General features: G+C 33.2%; 11 protein-coding genes. 3 read left to right on the forward strand and 8 right to left on the reverse strand.

What is annotated here, in order from left to right:
• Nucleotides 1–179 precede the first annotated feature (179 nt).
• Both ACNG5D_RS09995 and ACNG5D_RS10000 read left to right on the forward strand, forming a co-directional pair.
• On the forward strand, nucleotides 180–7,592 hold the full coding sequence (locus tag ACNG5D_RS09995) for a choice-of-anchor D domain-containing protein (protein ID WP_418183375.1): 7,413 nt from the start codon (nucleotides 180–182) through the stop codon (nucleotides 7,590–7,592).
• A gap of 211 nt (nucleotides 7,593–7,803) precedes the next feature.
• Nucleotides 7,804–11,013: a T9SS type A sorting domain-containing protein gene (locus tag ACNG5D_RS10000; RefSeq protein WP_418183376.1), complete on the forward strand. Its 3,210-nt coding sequence runs from the start codon at nucleotides 7,804–7,806 to the stop codon at nucleotides 11,011–11,013.
• 87 nt (nucleotides 11,014–11,100) lie between these two features.
• Here ACNG5D_RS10000 and hisS read toward each other — a convergent pair whose 3' ends face one another.
• The 6 genes from hisS to rpsF form a co-directional block, all read right to left on the reverse strand.
• Nucleotides 11,101–12,477 (reverse strand): histidine--tRNA ligase, encoded by a 1,377-nt coding sequence (gene hisS / locus ACNG5D_RS10005; protein ID WP_418183377.1) that lies wholly within the window; start codon nucleotides 12,475–12,477, stop codon nucleotides 11,101–11,103.
• A gap of 117 nt (nucleotides 12,478–12,594) precedes the next feature.
• Nucleotides 12,595–13,062, reverse strand: a complete 468-nt coding sequence (locus tag ACNG5D_RS10010) for a DUF6495 family protein (RefSeq protein ID WP_418183378.1) — start codon at nucleotides 13,060–13,062, stop codon at nucleotides 12,595–12,597.
• Between the two features lie 144 nt (nucleotides 13,063–13,206).
• Nucleotides 13,207–16,311 (reverse strand): TonB-dependent receptor, encoded by a 3,105-nt coding sequence (locus tag ACNG5D_RS10015; protein WP_418183379.1) that lies wholly within the window; start codon nucleotides 16,309–16,311, stop codon nucleotides 13,207–13,209.
• A 136-nt stretch (nucleotides 16,312–16,447) separates the two neighbouring features.
• The gene (gene rplI, locus ACNG5D_RS10020; protein WP_418183380.1) at nucleotides 16,448–16,891 is read right to left on the reverse strand and encodes a 50S ribosomal protein L9; all 444 of its coding nucleotides are present in this window, start codon (nucleotides 16,889–16,891) and stop codon (nucleotides 16,448–16,450) included.
• Between the two features lie 13 nt (nucleotides 16,892–16,904).
• A complete protein-coding gene (rpsR, locus tag ACNG5D_RS10025) occupies nucleotides 16,905–17,204 on the reverse strand; it encodes a 30S ribosomal protein S18 (protein ID WP_181364065.1) in 300 nt (99 codons plus the stop codon).
• Nucleotides 17,204–17,542 carry a 30S ribosomal protein S6 gene (gene rpsF / locus ACNG5D_RS10030; RefSeq protein ID WP_418183381.1) on the reverse strand — a complete coding sequence of 113 codons (339 nt, stop codon included), beginning with the start codon at nucleotides 17,540–17,542 and terminating at the stop codon, nucleotides 17,204–17,206. Before rpsF ends, rpsR begins: the two co-directional genes overlap by 1 nt.
• Before the next feature lie 199 nt (nucleotides 17,543–17,741).
• Here rpsF and ACNG5D_RS10035 point away from each other — a divergent pair, with 199 nt between their 5' ends.
• Nucleotides 17,742–18,437, forward strand: coding sequence for a LytR/AlgR family response regulator transcription factor (locus ACNG5D_RS10035; RefSeq protein ID WP_019388305.1), 696 nt, complete (start codon nucleotides 17,742–17,744; stop codon nucleotides 18,435–18,437).
• A gap of 21 nt (nucleotides 18,438–18,458) precedes the next feature.
• On the opposite strand, the gene priA is transcribed toward ACNG5D_RS10035, so the two are convergent.
• Both priA and ACNG5D_RS10045 read right to left on the reverse strand, forming a co-directional pair.
• Nucleotides 18,459–20,912 carry a replication restart helicase PriA gene (gene priA, locus ACNG5D_RS10040; protein ID WP_418183382.1) on the reverse strand — a complete coding sequence of 818 codons (2,454 nt, stop codon included), beginning with the start codon at nucleotides 20,910–20,912 and terminating at the stop codon, nucleotides 18,459–18,461.
• A 3-nt stretch (nucleotides 20,913–20,915) separates the two neighbouring features.
• Nucleotides 20,916–21,857, reverse strand: coding sequence for a YihY/virulence factor BrkB family protein (locus ACNG5D_RS10045; RefSeq protein WP_418183383.1), 942 nt, complete (start codon nucleotides 21,855–21,857; stop codon nucleotides 20,916–20,918).
• Between the last annotated feature and the right edge of the window lie 3 nt (nucleotides 21,858–21,860).

Consider the following 21,860-nt stretch of genomic DNA (forward strand, 5'->3'; position numbering starts at 1 on the left):
TTTATTAAAAATTGTAATACTTTTCATAAAAAGAAATACATTTCTTACAAACTCAACTAATTGATTATCAGCAAAATAAACAAACTAAATAGCATTTCATCGAATATTTTTGTATTTCATAGAGTATTAATATACATTTGAAACTTAAATAATTAGTCCCAAACTAAATTTAACCTCTCATGAAAAGAATTACTTTTTTATTAAAGTCAAGTGTCCTATTATTAGGTATACTATTTTCATCATACTCTTTTTCACAAGTTGCTATTGCTACACAAAGTTTTGATTCTGGAACTTCTGGTTATTCAGATAATTTAGGATATACAGTTTCAAACGGAACTTATGTACAAGTAAATACTACAACAGCTGCATCTGCTCCTAATGCGTTACGGTTTACAAATAACAACGCTACAAACAATAGAGATTCTGATGTAACTTTTGATAACGTTGATTTAACAGGCTATACAAACGTTACTGTTTCTGCTTCTTTTAAATCAGATAATGTAGATAATGGAGATGATTTGGATTTTTATATTTCTTATAACAATGGAAGTAGTTATACTTTAGTTGAAGAACTGATTGATGGTAATAACTGGAATGAAGATCGAGACTGGGGAGAAACTGATACTAGTGGAGGCACAGCAAACTCTAACCCGTATACATTTAATGTACCAAACGGGAACTCGCAAGTTAGACTTCAAATTCAAGCAGAAAATCTTGACGATAACGAAAGGTTTTATATAGACAACATAATAATTCAAGGCGATTTATCAACAGCTACGCCAATTTATTCTGAAGACTTTTCATCTGGCCCTGGCGGTTGGACAACAACTACTACTGGAGTAGGCACAGGAGCTTGGATAAATGGAACAAATGGTGCACATTCAGCTGGAGCAACTGGCAACTATTATTACACCCAGAGATATACTACTAATTACAATAGCGACACTTACATTATTGCTACTAGCCCAACAATAAATACAACGGGATATACTGATATTACGTTTAATTTTGATGCTTGGTATAATACTGAAGCTGATTGGGATGGTATGCAAGTTGAATACTCGCTAAATAATGGTACTACTTGGGCCGATTTAGGTACTGTAGGGGGTAATTGGTATAACGATACAGATGTTGATGCTATTAATAATGATGCAGATGGTTGGTCTGGAGATAGTTCAGGCTGGATTAACAGAAATATGGATTTAAGTGCTTTTAATGCTGGGTTTGAAGGAAATCCACAGGTAAGATTTAGATTTATATTTGCTTCAGATTATATATACAACGATATTGGTGCGGCATTTGATGAAATATTAATTCAAGGAACTAGCAGTTCTGCTCCAGAAATAAATATAGAAGGAAACTCCACTACTATTGCAGATGGAGACACAACTCCAGCCGCAATTGATGATACCGAATTTGGTACCATTGCCAATGGTACTAATACAGATCATACATTTACCATTCAAAATACTGGTAGTGCTACATTAAACCTAACTGGCGGAACACCAATTGTAGATATTAGCGGTAACCCTGCATTTACAATTTTAACACAGCCTGCTGCCAACTCTATTGCTAGTGGAGGTAGCGATCTTACTTTTGTTGTTAGATTTGCACCAACTGTTAATCTTACAAACGCGCAAGCTACTATATCTATAGATAATGATGACAGTAGCGAAAACCCATATACTTTTGTTGTTCAAGGGTCTTCATTTACAGCAGGTCCTGAGATAAACATATTAGGTAATGCTAACACTATTGCTAATGGAGATACAACGCCTGTAGCAACTGATGACACCGAATTTGGTGCTATAGCTAATGCTACTACGTTGGACCACACTTTTACAATTCAAAATACAGGTACCTCAACCCTAAACTTAACTGGAGGTACACCATTAGTTGATATTAGTGGCCATACAGCTTTTTCAATTATAACACAACCTGTTGCAAATAACATTACAAGTGGTGGCGGAGATCTAACGTTTGTTGTTAGATTTGCTCCTACCGTTACGGTTACAAACGTTCAAGCAACTATTTCTATAGATAATAATGATAGTGATGAAAATCCATATACTTTTGTTGTTCAAGGGTCATCATTCTCTCCAGCTCCAGAAATAAACATTACAGGAAACGGATCTAACATTTCAAATGGCGATACAACGCCTGCTGCTTTTGATGATACAGAATTTGGTACAACCTCAATTGCTTCAACAATAGATCATACTTTCACAATTCAAAATATTGGAACCGCAACTTTAAATTTAACTGGAGGTTCTCCTTTAGTTGATATAAGTGGAGATCCTGCCTTTTCAATTTTAACACAACCTGCTGCCAATAGTATTAATAACGGTGGAGCAGATCTTACTTTTGTTGTTAGATATGCACCAACAATTGTGGCTACAAATGTTCAAGCTACCATTTCTATTGATAATAATGATAATGATGAAAACCCATATACCTTTGTTGTACAAGGATCTTCAGTTGTTGGAGTTTCAGAAATAAATATTGAAGGTAATTCTACAACCATTTCAGATGGCGATACAAGTCCTAGTTTATTAGACGATACAGATTTTGGTTCCATTAGTGTATCTGGTGGCACAAATACAAAAACATTTACCATAGAGAATACCGGACCAGCTTCATTAAATTTAACTGATGCTTCACCTTACGTAACCATCGCAGGAACACATAGCGCCGATTTTACTGTTACAGCTATTCCTACAACCCCTATCGCAGGATATTCTTCTACAACATTTAATATTACATTTAACCCAAGCGCTGTTGGTTTAAGATCTGCAAGCATAAGTATTGCAAATGATGATAGTGATGAAAACCCATACAACTTTAACATACAAGGAACTGGTGTAAGCGGACTTACTCCTGGACATACAATTTATTATGAAAATTTTGATGCAAATGATGGCGGATGGACATCTAGTACAGCTTTGTTAAGAAGTGGTTCATGGGTCTATGAAACATCACCAACACTTGTTTCAGAAGGAAACTATTGGAGAATTAATAGTTTTAATAACTACGGAAATAACTATTACACATATTTAACTAGTCCAACTTCAATTTCAACTTCTGGGTATGAAAATGTGACTTTTTATATGGATATAAGGCACGACACGTCTTCTGATTCAGATGATGGGATTCAAGTACAATATACAACAGACCCATTAGGTGTTATTGGATGGACTCGATTAGGCGATAATGGTTCTGGAATTAATTGGTATAATGATACCGATGTAGATGCTATAGCAAACAATCAACACGGGTGGTCTGGCTTAAACACAGAAAGTGGAAATAGTAACTCCAAATTTATGGAAGCTTCAATACCAAATAGTGTATTAGATAACCAAAATACCATATGGTTTAGAGTACTATTTGCTAGTGATATTTCTGATACTGATGATGGTGTAGCCATAGATAATATTTTTGTAAAAGGCGATTACATTACAGCTCCTTCAGATCCAACTTATGGTCCTGGTAATGCCAATAACAACTTAAAACTATGGTTAAAATCTAATGTAGGAACAAACACAACAACTGATAATACAGCTATTACTTCGTGGGGAGATCAAGCATACAATAATAATGCTGAAGCCTTTGGAAGTGAAAGTCCACTTTATAAAAATAACATTACCGATAATATTAACTACAACCCTGTAATAGATTTTGACAAAGCCACAGGTAATGTAATGAAAGGTAAAGGTGGGTATTGGACTCAAGATTATTGGATTGTTGTACAAACAAATGATACGTTTGACAAAACAACATCAAACACACAAGCCCCTTTATCAGGTAAATTTACAAAATCTGGTTTTAGTGTTGATGGAACTGGTTTAGGGTTTGGTAGAATTTCATCAAGATTTAATAGTAATAACTTAATTTCACATATATTAAGTTCTTATAATAATACTGGTTCTACTCCTGGTGTAGATTCTTACGGACGTTCTTATGCACCCGCATCAACAAATAACATTGGTACAGATGTTATGATACTAAATGTAAAAACTAACACATCTGTTTCACCAGCCATAAGCGAAATTTACTACAATGGTAAACGAGTTGATAATCATTCTGGTACAACTGGTACTTCTGGTACTGGGACAGACCTTTTACATGCCGATTTTAATAATTTAAGATACACTTTAGGTGCCGGACAATTTTCTATTAACGGGCATGCCTTAAGTTCATTCTTAGATGGAAAAATAACAGAACTTGCTAGTTATTCCAGTCCGAACTCAACACCAAATCAACAAAAAATACAAAGTTATTTAGCTATAAAATATGGTGTTACTTTAAAAGAGTTTGGCACATCGAAAGAAGCTTTTGATTTTGAGTGCGACACCGATTATGTTGACTCTCAAGGTACAGTTATTTGGGATGAAAGTGCAAATTCTGGTTATAACCACGATATTGCTGGAATTGGTAGAGACGATGCATCTCAACTAAACCAAAAACAATCTAAAAGTCAAAATATAACATCAGACGGAACAGATGGCTATGGCCCTACTTTAACAAATGGTTTTTTAACCATTGGCCTTTCTGATGTTTATAATACTAATACAGAAAACATAGCATTAAACCCAACAACATTTAACGATAGAGAATATTTGGTTTGGGGTAATAATGGTATTGATATAAACTTAGCTGCAACAGCCATTAGTGTAGACATGAGTTCTGGTGTTTCAGGCTTATCAACTCCAGTATCATTTGTAGCAATGCAACGTATCTGGAAAGTTGTAGAAAATGGTGGAGATATTCCTACTTGTAAAGTAAGTATACCTCAAAACGCTATGAGAAATATTTCGCCTCCTGGAAATTTTTATATGTTCATTTCTAATACTGGTGTTTTCGATCCTACAGCAGATTATAGAATTATGACTCCAGATGGTAACGGTAACTTACTGGCAGATTATGATTTTAATGGAGAAAAATATATAACCTTTGGTTATGCTCCACAAATCATTGCAGAACGCTCTGTTTATTTTGATGGCGCTGTTGATTATATTGATATGGAAAACAACATAAACTTAAACACAAGTAATTTTACTATTTCTGCATGGATTAAAAGGGATGCTGGATCTGTAAATGCTTCTATAGTTTCAAAAAGAAATGCTGCTTTCTCTGAAGGTTATGATTTTAGAATTAATGCTTCTGGGCACCTAGAAATGTCTTGGAACGGTGGTGCTGTTACATTAACATCATCTGTAGCTATTCCAGAAAACGAATGGCATCAAGTAGCAGTAATTTTTTCTAATGGTAATGCCGCGTTATATATTGATGGTGTTGAAGATAGTACTTCAGCAGCTTCATCTTTAGCATCACCAATTGCTACTTCTCAAAAGTTTTTAATCGCAGCCTCCGATGGTTACGACCCAAATACAACCAACTATTTTGCAGGAAATATTGATGAAGTTAGAGTATGGAACACAGCCTTAACACCAGTTCAACTTAGGTATATCATGAATCAAGAAATTTCTGATGATGTAACTTTAGCCTTAGAATATGGAGATGTATTACCTACATCTATTTCTAAAAATGAAATAAACTCAATTCCTTGGACAGATTTAGCCGCATATTATCCAATGTCTGTATATACATATACAAATACCAATGATATGTCTGGTAATAATATTCAAGGAGCGCTAAGAAACTTAAACACAGTAGATAGGCAAACAGCACCGCTACCATACCAAACACAAGCGGCTGGCTCTTGGGATGATAATACCACTTGGTTAAACCATACTGTACAAACTTTACCAAACGCCTTATCAATTATTGATGGCACAACACCAATAGACTGGAACATTGTTGAAATAAATCATGATACATATCTTGGAGCTACGCCAACTACTGTAAGAAGTAGAGATTGTTCTGTACAAGGTTTAATTATTAATAGTGGCGATTTACAAGTTAACGGAAGTACATCTGCCAATACAGGCATTGGTTTAACTGTAACACATTATTTAAAACTAGATGGCACAATCGATTTAGAAGGAGAATCTCAACTAGTACAAACAGACCAAAGTGATTTTGATGCTACAAGTACAGGTACATTAGAACGCGACCAACAAGGATACTCTAATACATTTTTATATAACTATTGGTCGTCACCAGTATCAACAACAAGTAACTCAAATTATACAGTACCAGACGTTTTAAGTAATGTAGGTTTCTTAACTTCTGGTTATAATGGAAATTCTTCTCCTGTTCAAATTGCCGATTACTGGATATGGAAGTATACCAACAGACCAAGTAATAATTACTCAGAATGGCAACATTTAAGAAGTACAGGCGCTTTAAGAGTTGGTGAAGGCTTTACAATGAAAGGGCCAGGAACTGGAACTCCCGATCACAACTATATTATGCTTGGGCAACCAAACAATGGCGACTTTACACTTTCAATAAATGCAGGTAACGATTATTTAGTTGGTAATCCATACCCTTCAGCTCTAGATGCAAATCAATTTATTTTAGATAATATTCATACTGCCGATGGTGGCAATAATGACAGAAATGTTATAAATGGAGCCTTATATTTTTGGGATCACTTCTCGGTAGACAGTCACTATTTATCAGATTATCAAGGAGGTTACGCCATATATACTTTAATGGGAGGTACAGTTGCCATATCTACAGACTCTAGAATTAATGCTACAAATATACCTGGTACTAAATTGCCTGAAAGATATATAGCTGTTGGGCAAGGTTTCTTCGTGTCGGCTAATGATGGTTCTGCTACTGGGTTAACACAACCCATAATTGATGGAGATTTAAACTTTAAAAATAGCCAGAGAGTTTTCCAAAAAGAAATAGTTTCTGGTACCAACTCTGGCTCTACATTCTTTAAATCTGGTAAAAAATCAAAAAGCAATTCTACTAATAAAGAAATTGATACAAGAGAAAAAATAAGGTTAATGTTTGATTCGCCAGATGGTTACCATCGTCAACTTTTAATAGGTGTAGACGCTAACGCTTCAAATCATTTCGATTTAGGATACGATGCTGTTCTTATTGAAAATAACAAAGAAGACATGTATTGGACCTTAGAAAATTCTAAACTAATTATTCAAGCTGTTAATAATTTTAATTCAAAACAAAAAATACCTTTCGGATTAAAAATAAAAAAACATGGTACAGCAGTAATAAACATCGAAAATTTAGAAAATATAGATACTAATAAAAATATTTATATTCATGATTTAGAATTAAACACTTACCATGATTTAAGAAAAAGTGAGTACAGTATTGTTCTAAATCCTGGTGAATACAATAATCGTTTTGAAATTACTTTCGCCGCAGACAACAATCTGTTAAGTACTGAAAACGTAGAAAAGACAAGTTTAAACGCTTATTATTCAAACGATAAAGAAAGCCTTATAATAAGCAACCCTAAGTTAATACATGTTAAATCTATAGAAATGCATAATGTATTAAGCCAACCTGTATTTAAACTTGATAATGAAGGAGACACACTAAATGGTAGCCATTTAGAATTTAAAATAAGACAACTAAATGCTGGTGTATATATTATAAATCTTACAACTGAAAACAATACAATTTCTAAAAAAATATTAGTAGATTAAATAAGAATGAACCACTAATAAAACAAAAAACAAAGCCTAGAAGTTTATTCTGGGCTTTGTTTTTAAATATCAATTCATTAAACACAAATAAAAAAATATTGCTTTTTATCGTATTTTATTGTCTTTTTATCGATAATTTAAAAATAAAATGTATATTAGCTGCGTAACCAATAGTAAATAACCCATTAGCCCCCAACTAACTAACCTATTTATGAAAAAAATTACTATTACAAAGCTAATTGTATTACTATGTTTGTTCTTTTCTATTAAAGGAGCTGCTCAATTACATAGTCCGCCAACTTGTGGCGAAAATTTCACTCTAGATTGGGATTCATCCCCAACCGCTTCAAATGAATTTAATTGGATAGGCGCAGGAGCATTAACCAATACATTTACAAATGTTGATGGTTCTGGAATAGATTTTACAGTAACATTTACTGGCGAAACTGGAAGCTTAGGGTCTTGGGGCGGACAAACTCCAAAAGTGGGCACCTCGGCTAGTGGCTCTTCTACAGAATATTTAGACTTATATACTAGCGGATTTTCATCAACAGGAATTACCTGTACCATTACATTTAGCTCCCCTATTTATGCTTTATCTTTTGATTTAGCACACGTTAATTCTAGTGGAGCCAATGGAGATAAATATACCATAACTGCCACCACCACTTCTGGCGGTACTATTTATCCAACTTTTACAAATTCACCAAACCCATCTTATACAACTAATAATGCTACAGGCGTAGTAAATGCAAATAATTCTTCAACAAGTGGTACAAATGCTATGGTTGGCATTAATTTTTTAGATGCAGATTATATTACTAGCGTAACCTTTTTATGGGAAAACTGTAATACTTGTTCAGAATATGCCATACATGGATCTGGCTTAGGAAACTTTAGCTTTTGCTTACCACAAACGTTAGATTTTGATGGTGTAAACGATTATGTAGACAGACCTGCTTTTTTAGGAGGAAAATCTGAAGTTACTATGATGTCTTGGATTAAAATGGATCCTGGTAGCAATGGTGGAGAAATTATGGGGCAGCGTAATTGTAGACTTTATATTGATGCTAGTAAAAAATTAAGAGCTTATGTAAGAAGCAGTAACAATATAACTGTTAATAACCCTAGCGGGTCTAGTATACTATTACAAGATAACATGTGGTATCACACCGCTTTAAAATACAATGGTAATACTGGTACTATTAATATTATTTTAAATGGAAAAGTTATTTGGAGCCATACAAATCCTCTTTTAATAGGCACAACCTTAAACAATACAGCCGATTGGAATTCTAATCATGATTTTGAAATAGGAAGAAATACGCAATTAGACAATAACTACTTTGAAGGTAGTATATACGAATGTAGAGTTTACAATAAAGCCATAACACAAACCCAATTGCACCGACAAATAAATCAAGAAATAGTAAATAATTCTGGTCAAGTTAGAGGCACCGTAATACCTAAAGATATTGAAGGATTAGCTTGGAGCGATTTAGACCTTTACTATAAAATGGGAATTATAGATACCGGTTATACCCCAGATGAATCTAACCTTGGTGTAGATGGGCATTTAAATAACATGAGAACCTATCAAGAATATACAGCTCCGCTTCCATACGTAACAACTACCTCTTGTATAGGTGACTGGGATAATGCAAGCAACTGGGTACATGGAGACGTATGGGATATTAGCAATACGACACCAGAAAGCGCTATTGTTCAAATAAAAGGAAATATGGATATTGACGCTAACAAAACAACTGTTGGCTTAATTTTAGATAACGGAAGCAAACTTAATGTAAAAGACGACTCTGGCTTATTTAACACATGGTACGTAAAACTAGATGGTGAAATTGATTTAGAAAATGAATCTCAATTTATTCAAACCGAAGAAAGTACTTTAGATGCCACCAGCTCTGGATCTCTTGAAAAAGACCAACAAGGAACAGCCGATACTTATACATACAACTATTGGTCTTCTCCGGTTGGTAATAAAAATAACTCTACCAACAACAATAGCTATAAAGTTCCAGATGTAATTACAAATGTAAATTTTATAACCTCAAGTTATAACGGAACATCATCGCCAGTTGGTATTGCAGATTATTGGATTTGGAAATTTAGTAATAAGTTGAGTGATAATTATGCATCATGGCAACATATGCGTAGTAATGGAACAATGTTAGCTGGCGAAGGCTTTACCATGAAAGGCCCAGGAAATGGTTCGATAACCGACTCGCAAAACTACGTATTTAACGGAAAACCTAATAACGGTGATATAAATCTAACCATTAGCGCTGGTAACGATTATTTAATAGGCAACCCTTACCCCTCTGCCATAGATGCTATAAAGTTTATACAAGACAATGGCGCCACAATTGCTGGAGCTGGATCTACAAACGGAACACTTTATTTTTGGGAACATTGGGGTGGTGGCTCGCATGTTCTTGCAGAATACCAAGGCGGATATGCCACTTACTCTCTAGCAGGAGGTATACCAGCAGCATCATTCGGCACTTCAGATCCTGATGTTGCTACAGGAGGAACACCATCAAAAATACCAGGACGATATATACCTGTTTCTCAAGGCTTTTTTGTTACGGCCGAAACGGGTGGAACTATTCGTTTTAATAACGCGCAACGCGTATTTCAAAAAGAAGATGGTATAAACTCGGTTTTTACCAAATCTACAAAAAAGAAAAAAAATAAAGCAAACAAAACAAGCTCTGATACAGACACCAGAATGAAATTAAGACTTGGTTTTAACTCTATAAGCTCTCTACACAGACAAATTTTATTTACTGTTGATGAAAATGCAACTTCAGGGTTTGATTGGGGTTACGATTCTAAAAACATTGATACGCAAGTAGACGATATGTATTGGCTAATAGATAATGAAAAGTTTTCTATTCAAGCTATTAACCAATTAGATAGCACAACTGTTATTCCTTTAGGTGTGCATACCAAAAAAGATGGATTAAATAGTTTTGTTATCGATAAATTAGAAAACACTCCAAATGCCTTAGAAATTTATTTACATGATAAAGATTTAAATATATATCATAATTTAAAAACGGGCAAATATGAAACCTACTTAACAGGAGGTAAACATTTAGATCGTTTTGAAATTACTTTCGCTAAATCGCAAACCTTAAGTACAAATACAGCTAAAAGTAATCAAATTGAAATATTCTTTTCTAACGAAAAAAGCAGTGTTGTTATAAATAACCCAGCATCAAAGTTTATAAAAACTATTGAAATGATTAATATTCTAGGGCAAACACTTTTTAAGTTTCAAACCAAAACCAATAATAACCATATAGAATATAATTCTAGCCAAATTAAAACAGGAAATTACATTTTAAAAATTGATACTGAATTTGGAATGGTTACTAAAAAAATATTTATAAAATAAATAGTTAAGCAATAATATAATAATTAGAAATTAGTCACTCACAAAATTTATTTAAACTTAGCTTGTTTGCAAGTCCTGAATTAACGTTCAGGACTTTTTTATTTCAGAAATTAAAACATCAAGCGATACTTTATTTTGCTCGCCAGAAATCATGTTTTTTAGTGTATAATTATCAGATTCTATTTCTTGTTCGCCTACTAAAACAACATACGGAATTTGGCGCTTATTTGCATGGTTCATTTGTTTTTTCATTTTAGCAGCATCTGGATAAAGCTCTGCATTAATACCATGGTTGCGCAACTGCTTTATAGCTTTTAAACTAAAAAGTGCTTCTTTATCTCCAAAATTAATAAACAAAACTTCTACATTATTGTTTACTGTTTCTGGAAATAATCCTAATTCTTCTAGTACTAAATAAATTCTATCAAGCCCAAAACTTATACCAACACCGCTTACATCTTTCATTCCAAAAATTCCGGTTAAATCATCATAACGACCTCCTCCTCCAATAGAGCCCATTTTAACGCTTTTAGGTGCTGCTACTTCAAAAATAGCACCTGTATAATAATTTAAACCACGAGCTAAAGTTACATCCAACTCTAACATTGCTGTTGATAAACCTAATTGAGTAATGGCGGTATTTATAAACTCTAATTCTTCAATACCTTTTTTTCCCTCATCTGAAGTGTTAAGAATACTTTTTAAGCTTTCTATTTGAGCTTCAAAAGAACCTGATAATGTAAATAATGGTTGTAGTTTTGAAATACCTGTATCTGAAATACCTTTAGAACGCATTTCTTCTTTTACCTTCTCCTCGCCTATTTTATCAAGCTTATCTAAGGCAACTGTAAAATCAATTAGTTTATCGCTTGCGCCAATAACTTCTGCAATACCCGAAAGTATTTTTCGGTTGTTTATTTTTATGGTTACACCTTCTAACTTTAAGGCAGAAAATACTTTATCATATAATTGAATAAACTCAACCTCTTGCCAAAGCGATTTACTTCCAACCACATCGGCATCACATTGAAAAAACTCTCTAAAACGCCCTTTTTGAGGCCTGTCTGCTCTCCAAACGGGTTGTATTTGGTATCGTTTAAACGGAAACTCTATCTCGTTTTGGTGCTGTACTACATAACGTGCAAAGGGTACGGTTAAATCGTAACGCAATGCTTTTTCAGAGATTGATGCTGTTAATTTATTTGAATCTCTTTCTGAATAAGCATCATTATTAGCTTTTGATAAATAATCGCCAGAATTTAAAATTTTAAAAATTAGCCTGTCGCCTTCTTCTCCATACTTCCCCATTAAAGTGCTAGAATTCTCAAAACTAGGGGTTTCAATAGGTTGAAAGCCAAAAGTCTCAAAAGCACCACGAATGGTATTAAAAATATAGTTTCGTCTTGCTACTTGTTCTGGATTAAAGTCTCGGGTTCCTTTTGGGATGCTTGGTTTTTGAGCCATATTAATTACCTACTTTAAAGTTGGTATTTTTTATTATTAAACTAATTTTTATTTCGATGTAGTACAAAAATAAGTGTTTATATTGAAAACAGATTCTTACCTATGTAGTAATACATTCTAATTTATAAGCTTATTAAAATAATTGTATAATTCGCCTTTAGTTATTACGGCGCCTTGCTCTATCATTTTAAACTTATCTAGGTTTTTATCTTCAGAATATTCTTTATCGGCCTGTAAAAACTCAACATTATCGTCCATTAGGTTTTCTCTAAGCCAATCGTAACCTTCTTGCGTAGTAATATCTACATCATTCTTTAAATTTACTACAATGGCATGCATTTTAGTATCTTCTAAATGAAACAAGTACATATGTTGCGGTGCAAAATGTTCTAAATATTCTGCTTTATTTAAGGCGCCTTCCCAAATTAAATCGCTAAAAACATCTAATTCCATTTCTGCCATTTCTGGTTTATTAGCTTTTAAATTAGCCCACTCGTCTGCGGTAATGGATTGTGTTGCTAAAAAATTAATAAACTCTTGGTGTAATTCTTCAAACTGTTCTTTTGTAAGTCTACTGTACTTCATATTGTATTAGAAAATATGTTTTAAGAAATCTCTCTTTATTTTGGATTAAATTCAATATTTAATATTAATAAAAGTTGAATTTCTCTAAAAAAAATGCGCTCCTATAATTAGGAGCGCAAATTTAATAATATATATGGTTTTTTCTTAGAAAATATAACGTATTCCTACTTGAGCTTGCCATCTAGAAGCTAAACTAGAATCGAAACCAAAGGTTTTTTCGCTACCATTAAAAGAATATGTTGGTACTCCAGAACCATCAACCGAAACTCCAATTGGTTGTACGCTGTTGGGTTGCTGGATTATTCCCCAATCTGAGTTTATTAAGTTACCAATATTCAATACATCTATACTAAACTGTATGGTATTGGTTTTATTTTCAGACACTTTAAATTTATAATCTTGTAAAAATTTAACATCCCATTTTCCTCTCCAAGGTGCTAGTGCTCCGTAACGTTCTGCGTATTGCCCTCGTCTATCATTTAAATAATCGTCTTGAGCTATATAGGCTTCAAGAGCGGCAGCATCACCAGCTGTAGCAAATTGCATTTGAGTAATTTCTGAAGACGTCGGAATGTAAATTAAATCGTTTATAGCAGAACCATCTCCATTTATATCGCCTCCATACGTGTAATTAAAACGTCCGCCTTGAGCGTACTCAAAAAAAGTAGATATGGTTGTAGACCATTTATCGTTTCCGTAATTCCATTTTTTACTTGCCACACCAATAAAACGGTGCGTATCGCCATATTTAGAATAAGATAAAACGTCGTTATTTACGTTTCCTACAGCTGGGTTACCAGCAAAGGCATCGCTTGTTATTTCTGCCTCAATTGAATTTACATCTTTAGAATTTAAATAGCTATAAGCAAGCATTGTATACAATCCGTTTTCAAAAGATTTTTGTGCTTTAAATGAAGCATTCCATATTCTCCCTTTATCAGAATTTGTAAATACAAATGCACCGTCACCAGGGTTTCCATCAAAAGTAAGAATATCGGCAGCTGTGTAAATAGGTCTGTTATCTACACCTTGTAAAGTTCCAGAAGGTGTTGATAATCCCCAATGTTGTACATGTGCTCCGTTAATATCTTTAGTATACGATACATCTGCAGTTAATATTAATCCGTTTTCTAACTTTTTATCTGCTCCAATATTAGTACGCCAAACTTGTGGGTATTTATAATCTGGATCTACAGCTTGTAAAAAGAAAGCATCTGGAGCTGCAATTTGGTTACCTAACCAAACAAAAGGGAAACGTCCTGTAAATAATCCTGACCCACCACGAAGCTGAAACGTATCGTCTCCATTAACATCATAATTAAAACCTATTCTTGGCGACACTAACCAATCGTTGCTTGGCATTTGCGTATTATCAATAGTAACAGATTGTCCTGTATTTGGGTTTTCGTATTGTACATCAGGTAAAACAAAACCTCTATCAATAACGTTTTGCGCTTTTTGTGCAGAATCAAAAAACATAGGCTTATCAAAACGTAAACCATAAGTTAATTTAAACTTTTCTGTTATATTCCATTCGTCTTGTGCGTAAAACGATAGTTGTCCTACGTTTGTTTCGGCGAAAGCCCAACCTTGACCTTGGGCAGCTCCATTGTTAGCATTAAAAGTTTGTTGTGGCGAGTTAAAATCGTAACTCGTAGCATCAAAATCGTTAATATCTACAGAACCAAAAAGATCAAACCCATAACTAGTTAAGTTAAATGAGTTATCAAACTCAAACTTTTCAAAAGAAAAACCAATTGTAAAAGTATGGTCGCCTTTAAAAAAGTTTAAATTATCTGTTAATTGAAATACTTTTTGGTCTAACCTATTATTTACAGAAAAAGGCTCATGACCGGCTATAATGTAGTTTGAACCATCTTTGGTAATATTAATTGATGGTGCTGGTGTAGAAAACGGGTTTCTATAATCGTTAAAGTGTGTATAACCAACCTGTAATTTATTGGTTGAAGATTCTGAAAGTGTTGAATTTAATTCTAATTGAACCGATTTAAGCTCGTTATTTATTTCGTATCCAGAATTTTGAAATTGCAATGTGTTAGCACTTGGCCCTCTAAAAGTAATGGCTGTAGGGTGTGCTGGTTTTTCTTTTGATGCGTTTAAGAAATTATAAATAATTGCCAAACGGTTATTATCATTAATATTCCAATCTATTTTAAAAATTCCTTTTGTTGATTTTGCAGCATGTGTAAAGCCTTGGTATGCTCCTGGATTATAACCTACAGCTAAAAGGGCATCTCTAACAGCTATTAAATCGCTTTCTAAAACTCTAGATTCTGTAATACCGCCAGAGCCTGTGTTTGGTGTCCATCCGTTTGTTCCTAAATCATCTCTTTCGTCTTTTTCGAAATTAGCAAAAAAGAATAATTTATTTTTAACAATTGGCCCACCTATACTTAAACCATATTGAGTTTGGTTTAAATCTGGTCTTGCTACGTCTTCGCCTTTAATTTTCTTTCCTGTCATAGATTCATTTCTAGTAAACCCATAAACAGTACCATGAAATTCGTTAGTTCCGCTTTTGGTTACTGCATTTACAGCTGCTCCAGTAAATCCAGATTGTGTTACATCATAAGGCGCTGTAGATACTTGAATTTGGTCGATAGCATCTAATGATACAGGTTGCGCATCTGTTTGCCCACCTGGCGTTGCGGCATCTAACCCAAATGGATTGTTAAAAATTGCACCGTCTAAAGAAAAGTTATTAAACTGGTCATTACGTCCGCCAAATGAATTACCACTTGCTGTTGGTTCTAGCCTTGTAAAATCTGATGCCGACCTAGAAATAGTTGGCAGTCGGGTTAACTCTCGTCTACCAACACTAGTTTCGGCTCCAGTTCTATCACTACCAAAAGTACCTGTACCTTGGCTAGCTTGTATTACAACAGCATCGAGTTGTTGGCTATCACTTTGCATAACAATATCAATATTTTGTGTTTTTCCTAATGTTAAAAACACATTATTAAATGATTGTTCTTTGTAACCTACAAAACTTATAGTAATAGAATAAGGCCCTCCTACTCTTAAGTTTAATAAATTAAATCGTCCATCAAAGTTTGTAGCGGCTCCATACTTAGTACCCGTTGGTGTGTGTACTGCTACTACATTTGCACCAGGAAGTGGCACCGAAGTTTCGTCTAAAATCAACCCTTTTATATTAGATGTAGTAACCTGAGAAAAAGCTACTAGCCCCATAAATAAAAAGAAAATTAAAATGCTTTTTTGTTTCATTTTGATTAAATTATTTGAGTTAGTCTTGTTTGCTATTATGCGCGCATAATATTAGTTTACGTAAAAATAGTATAAAAAAAAGCCACTCTAACGAGTGGCTTAACTTTATTTTTAGCTTTTATTAACTTTTTGTTAATTAAGCTTGAGCAATAACTTCAAATTCTAAGTCTACAGATACTTCTCTGTGTAAACGAATTACAGCGGTATATTTACCTAAACGTTTAACCGTAGTAACTGTTATAAACTTTTTATCTATTGCTTGTCCTGCTTTTTCTAAAGCAGCAGCTACATCAATATTATTTACAGATCCAAATAATTTGTCTCCTGTACCTACCTTTGCAGGTATTTTAATTTCTAATGCTTTAATTGCTTCAGCAGTTACGTTAGCATCATCAACTATTTTCTTTTCTTTAAAGGCACGTTGCTTTAAGTTTTCTGCTAATACTTTCTTTGCAGATACTGTTGCTAAAATGGCTTGTCCTTGAGGAATTAAAAAGTTTCTACCATAACCGTTCTTAACTGTTACAACATCGTCTTTAAATCCTAAATTTTCAACGTCTTGTTTTAATATAAGTTCCATTGTTATGATTGTTTTATTTTAATAAATCTCCTACGTATGGCATTAATGCTAAGTGGCGTGCTCTTTTTACAGCTACCGCTACTTTTCTTTGATACTTTAATGATGTACCTGTTAAACGACGTGGTAAAATTTTACCTTGCTCGTTAATAAATCGCATTAAAAAATCTGGATCTTTGTAATCAACATACTTAATTCCAGTTTTTTGAAACATACAATACTTCTTAGCCTTGTTTGTATCAATATTAAGAGGCGTTAAATATCTAATTTCGCCGTCTTTTTTTCCTTTTGATTGTTGTTCTATTGATGACATAATTAAGCTTTTTGTTTAAGTTTTTCTCTTCTTCTTTCTGCCCAAGAAATAGCGTGTTTATCTAACGCAACTGTTAAATAACGCATAAAACGCTCGTCACGTCTAAACTCAACCTCTAAAGGGTTTATTACTTCTCCAGATACCGTGTACTCAAATAAATGATAAAAGCCACTTTTCTTGTTTTGAATAGGGTAAGCTAATTTTTTAAGCCCCCAATCTTCTTTTGATATCATCTTAGCACCGTTAGAAACAAGAAAATCTTCGTATTTCTTTACTGTTTCCTTTATCTGGTCTTCAGACAAAACGGGATTTAAGATGAAAACAGTTTCATAATGATTCATAAAAATCGTTTTTATTGTTAAAAATTGGCTGCAAAAATAATTATTTTTTACAATTCTGGCAATGTTTTTGTATATTAATATTTGATTAATAGATTTTGTTAAAATTATGTTAAAATACGCATTTAAACGATGTTTTTTGGTTTTTAACCGAATTATTCGTACTATTGTCGATATCTTAACCGAAATAATATAAAATGTTATGACTTTAAACTGTGTAGTAGTAGACGATTCAGCAATACAACGTCTCTCAATTGTTAAGTTAGTAGAGAATCATCCTTCTTTAAACTTAATAGCAGAGTACAGTAGTGCTTTAGAAACTAAAAATGGTTTAAATACGCATCAAGTGGATTTAATTTTTCTGGATATTGAAATGCCAGTTTTAAATGGATTTGAACTTTTAGACGTATTAAACAACAAACCCCAAATTATCTTTGTAACCGGTAAAACAGAATATGCTTTTAAAGCATTTAATTATGATGCTACCGATTATTTACACAAACCCATTACAAGAGAACGTTTTAACACCTCTGTAGATAAAGCCCTTGAGCAACACAGATTAACTCTAGACTTTAACGAAGAAGAAGGTGAACATATTTTTGTAAAAAGCAACCTTAAAAAACGTAAAGTTTATATTAAGGATATAAAATGGATTGAAGCTCTTGGCGATTATGTAAAACTTGTTACAGAAGAAAACAGCTTAGTAGTACTTTCTACAATGAAATCTTTTGAAGCTGAATTACCTGAAGGGAAATTTTTAAGAATTCATAAATCTTACATTGTGAACCTAGATAAGATTGACAGATTTAACAGTAAAAATGTTGAAGTTGGTGCTTACGAAATTCCTTTAAGTAGAAATAAAAAGACCCAATTAGTTGATGCTTTAAATAACATTTAAAAAATCAACAAAAAAACTAAATTAAAAGTTATCGACATTTAGAACTACCCTAACCGACCGAAAATCTTTTATACTCATGAAGCTATTATTTATTTTAATAATAGCTTCCTTTGTTTTTGCTAACGATTGCTTTTTGGGTATTTTAACCAAAATGTTTTTATGAAATTGGTTTCTAATTCTTGCAATTGGTGGTGCCTCTGGCCCTAAAACATGATCTTGAAACACTTGCCTTAATGATTTAGCATACCAAATTGATGCTGTTTCTACCCTATTATAATCTTTATGTTTTAACGTTATTTTTATTTGCTTGTAAACCGGCGGATACTTAAAATTATATCTATCGTTCATTTGCTCATTAAACATATCTATATAATTATTGGTAGATACCTGCTGCAATATATTATGGTAAGGATTGTAAGTTTGAATTAAAACCTTACCGCGTTCCTTTGTTCTTCCTGCCCGCCCAGATACTTGTTGCATAAGCTGAAAACTGCGTTCGTGAGCTCTAAAATCTGGAAAATTCAACATATTATCGGCATTCATTATACCAACCAATTTTACATTTCTAAAATCTAAGCCTTTGGTTAACATTTGTGTTCCCACCAAAATATCTATTTCTTGCTGCTCTAAAGCTGTAATAATTTTTTCGTAACCGTATTTACCTCGCGTAGTATCTAAATCCATACGAGCCACTTTACTTTCCGGAAACAATAGTTTAACTTCTTCTTCTATTTGCTCTGTACCAAAACCTTTATTATCTAAATCTTGACTACCACAAGCCTCACAATCCTGCATCATGGCGGCATTATAACCGCAATAATGGCATCGTAATTGGTTTCTATATTGATGGTATGTTAAACTTACATCGCAATTCGGGCATTGTGGTGCATGGCCACATGTTTTACATTCAATTATTGGAGAAAACCCACGCCGATTTTGAAAAAGAATGATTTGATATCCGTCCTTTAAAGTTTCGGCCATTTCTTCCAACAAACGGTCGCTAAAATGACCTTTCATTCGTTTCTTTTTATGCTTGTCTTTAATATCAACCAATTCTATATCGGGCATTAAAACATTATTAAAACGCTTAGTAATCTCAACAAAACCGTATTTATTTTGTTTCGCATTAAAGTAACTTTCTAAACTTGGAGTGGCCGATCCTAAAAGTATTTTAGCCTGTTGCATATTTGCCAAAACAACTGCAGTATCTCTTGCATGATAGCGTGGTGCAGGATCAAATTGCTTGAAGGATTGTTCGTGCTCCTCATCTACAACAATTAGCCCTAAATTATTAAAAGGTAAAAATATAGACGACCGTGCTCCTAAAACTATTTTAGCTTTTGCCGAATTATTTAATAGATTATTCCAAACCTCTACACGCTCATGTATTGAATATTTTGAATGAAATACAGCTACCTTTTCTCCAAAGTAATTTTGAAGCCTTGCAACCAATTGTGTAGTTAGTGCTATTTCTGGAAGTAAATACAACACTTGCTTTCCTGCATTTATAACCTCTTCGATAAGTTTAACGTAAACCTCGGTTTTTCCTGATGATGTTACACCGTGCAGTAAAGTAACTTGGTGGGTTTTAAATGATTCTTTTATTTCTTTTAATGCTATTTTTTGATACTCGTTAAGCTGTTTTGAAGCTTCGGTTTCTTCACCATTATACGCTACTCTATCGGTTTGAATATGATATTCATCTAGAACACCTTTATTAATTAAGGCTTTTATAATTGAATTTGAGGCGCCACTAACTTCTGATAATTCTGAAACTTTAACTGGTTTTTTTGATTTAGCAGATATTGAGAACAAACTCATAACAACATGGCGTTGTTTTGGCGCTCTACTTAAATCATCCAACAAATTATGAAGTGATTTCTCTGAAGTAAAATTAGTATGCAATTTTACATATCGAACTAATTTTGGTTTGTATTTTTCGTAAACTTCCTCATCGACAGTTATGGCTTCTTTTTCAATAAGCCTTTTAATTACTGGTAGTACATTTTTTTTATCTAGAATATTAGCAACATCATGAATTTTTAAATTTGACTGGTGGTGCAAAGCTTCATAAACCAAAAACTCATCATCTTTTAAAATAGATTCATCAATTGTGTTATTTGTGTTTTTAGTAATTACAGTTTCGCTTTCTAAAATAAAAGCACTTGGTAATGCGGCTCGCATAACATCGCCTAAAGTACACATATAATAACTTGCTATCCATTGCCATAATTGCAATTGGTGTTTATTTACAATTGGTGTTTCATCTAAAATTTGCTGAATATCTTTAGCCTCGTAAACCGTTGGTCTATTACTATGAATGTTGTATACAATAGCCGTATATATTTTCGATTTACCAAAAGGAACTGCAACACGCATGCCTACTTTTAAAAAATGGGCTTCAGCATCTGTTATACTGTATGTAAATAGTTTTTGAAGCGGTACAGGAATAATAACATCTATATAAAAAGCCATAAGTTATTTAAATTTTCTAAGCTTATTTAAAGATGCATTTAACTCGTAACCTAACAAAAGAATGTTAGCATTTAACCATAAATAAAACAACAAAATTAATAACGCCCCTATAGAGCCATATAATTTATTGTATTGCCCAAAGTTTTCTATATATATACCAAATAGATAAGATGTTAGTATAATTAATAAGGTTGTAAATAATGCGCCTATCGAGAAAAACTTTGATTCTCGTCCTTCTCTAGTTCCGAAATAATATAACGTTGCTGTTGCCATATAAACCATAACTACAAAAAAGAGATATTGCACAACGTTTGTCCAAAAAACACCTTCAGAATCTACTTGATATCCTCTATCTTCTAGAGCATGAAGCAAACCTTGAACAACATAAATTTGAATATAACCTAGTACTATAATTGTAATAATTAATAAAAATGCCAATATTAATGCTATGCTTAATGCATACATATATTGTTTAAATACATTACGTGTTAATTGCTCATGATAAGAGTTTTCAAACCCTGAGAAAACTGCGTTTACACCGTTAGCCATTAATGCTATAGATAATACAAAAACTGAAGACAACAAGCCTCCTCGTTGCGATTGATCTATGTTTTCAAAAATGTTTTCAAAGAAAAAATCTGAGGTGCTAGGTGGTAAAAACGATTCTAAAAACTGCAAAAATTCTATTTTAAAATCATCAATTGGCACATAAGGAATGATAATTAAAACAAATAATAAAAAAGGAAAAATAGCAGTAAAAAAACTAAATGCAATAGCACTAGCCCGGGTTGTTAATGCGCCTTTAACTATACCGGTAATGTACAAGACTAACAAATCAAAAAAAGATAATCCCTCTAAACCTGGCAATTTAAGTTTTTTACAAAACCTAACAAGGATATTAATCACGGGGATTTTATCTAGTTTATCATCAAGAGATTTTGCCATTAA

Source organism: Algibacter ulvanivorans (assembly GCF_048381495.1).
Taxonomy (GTDB): domain Bacteria; phylum Bacteroidota; class Bacteroidia; order Flavobacteriales; family Flavobacteriaceae; genus Algibacter_B; species Algibacter_B ulvanivorans.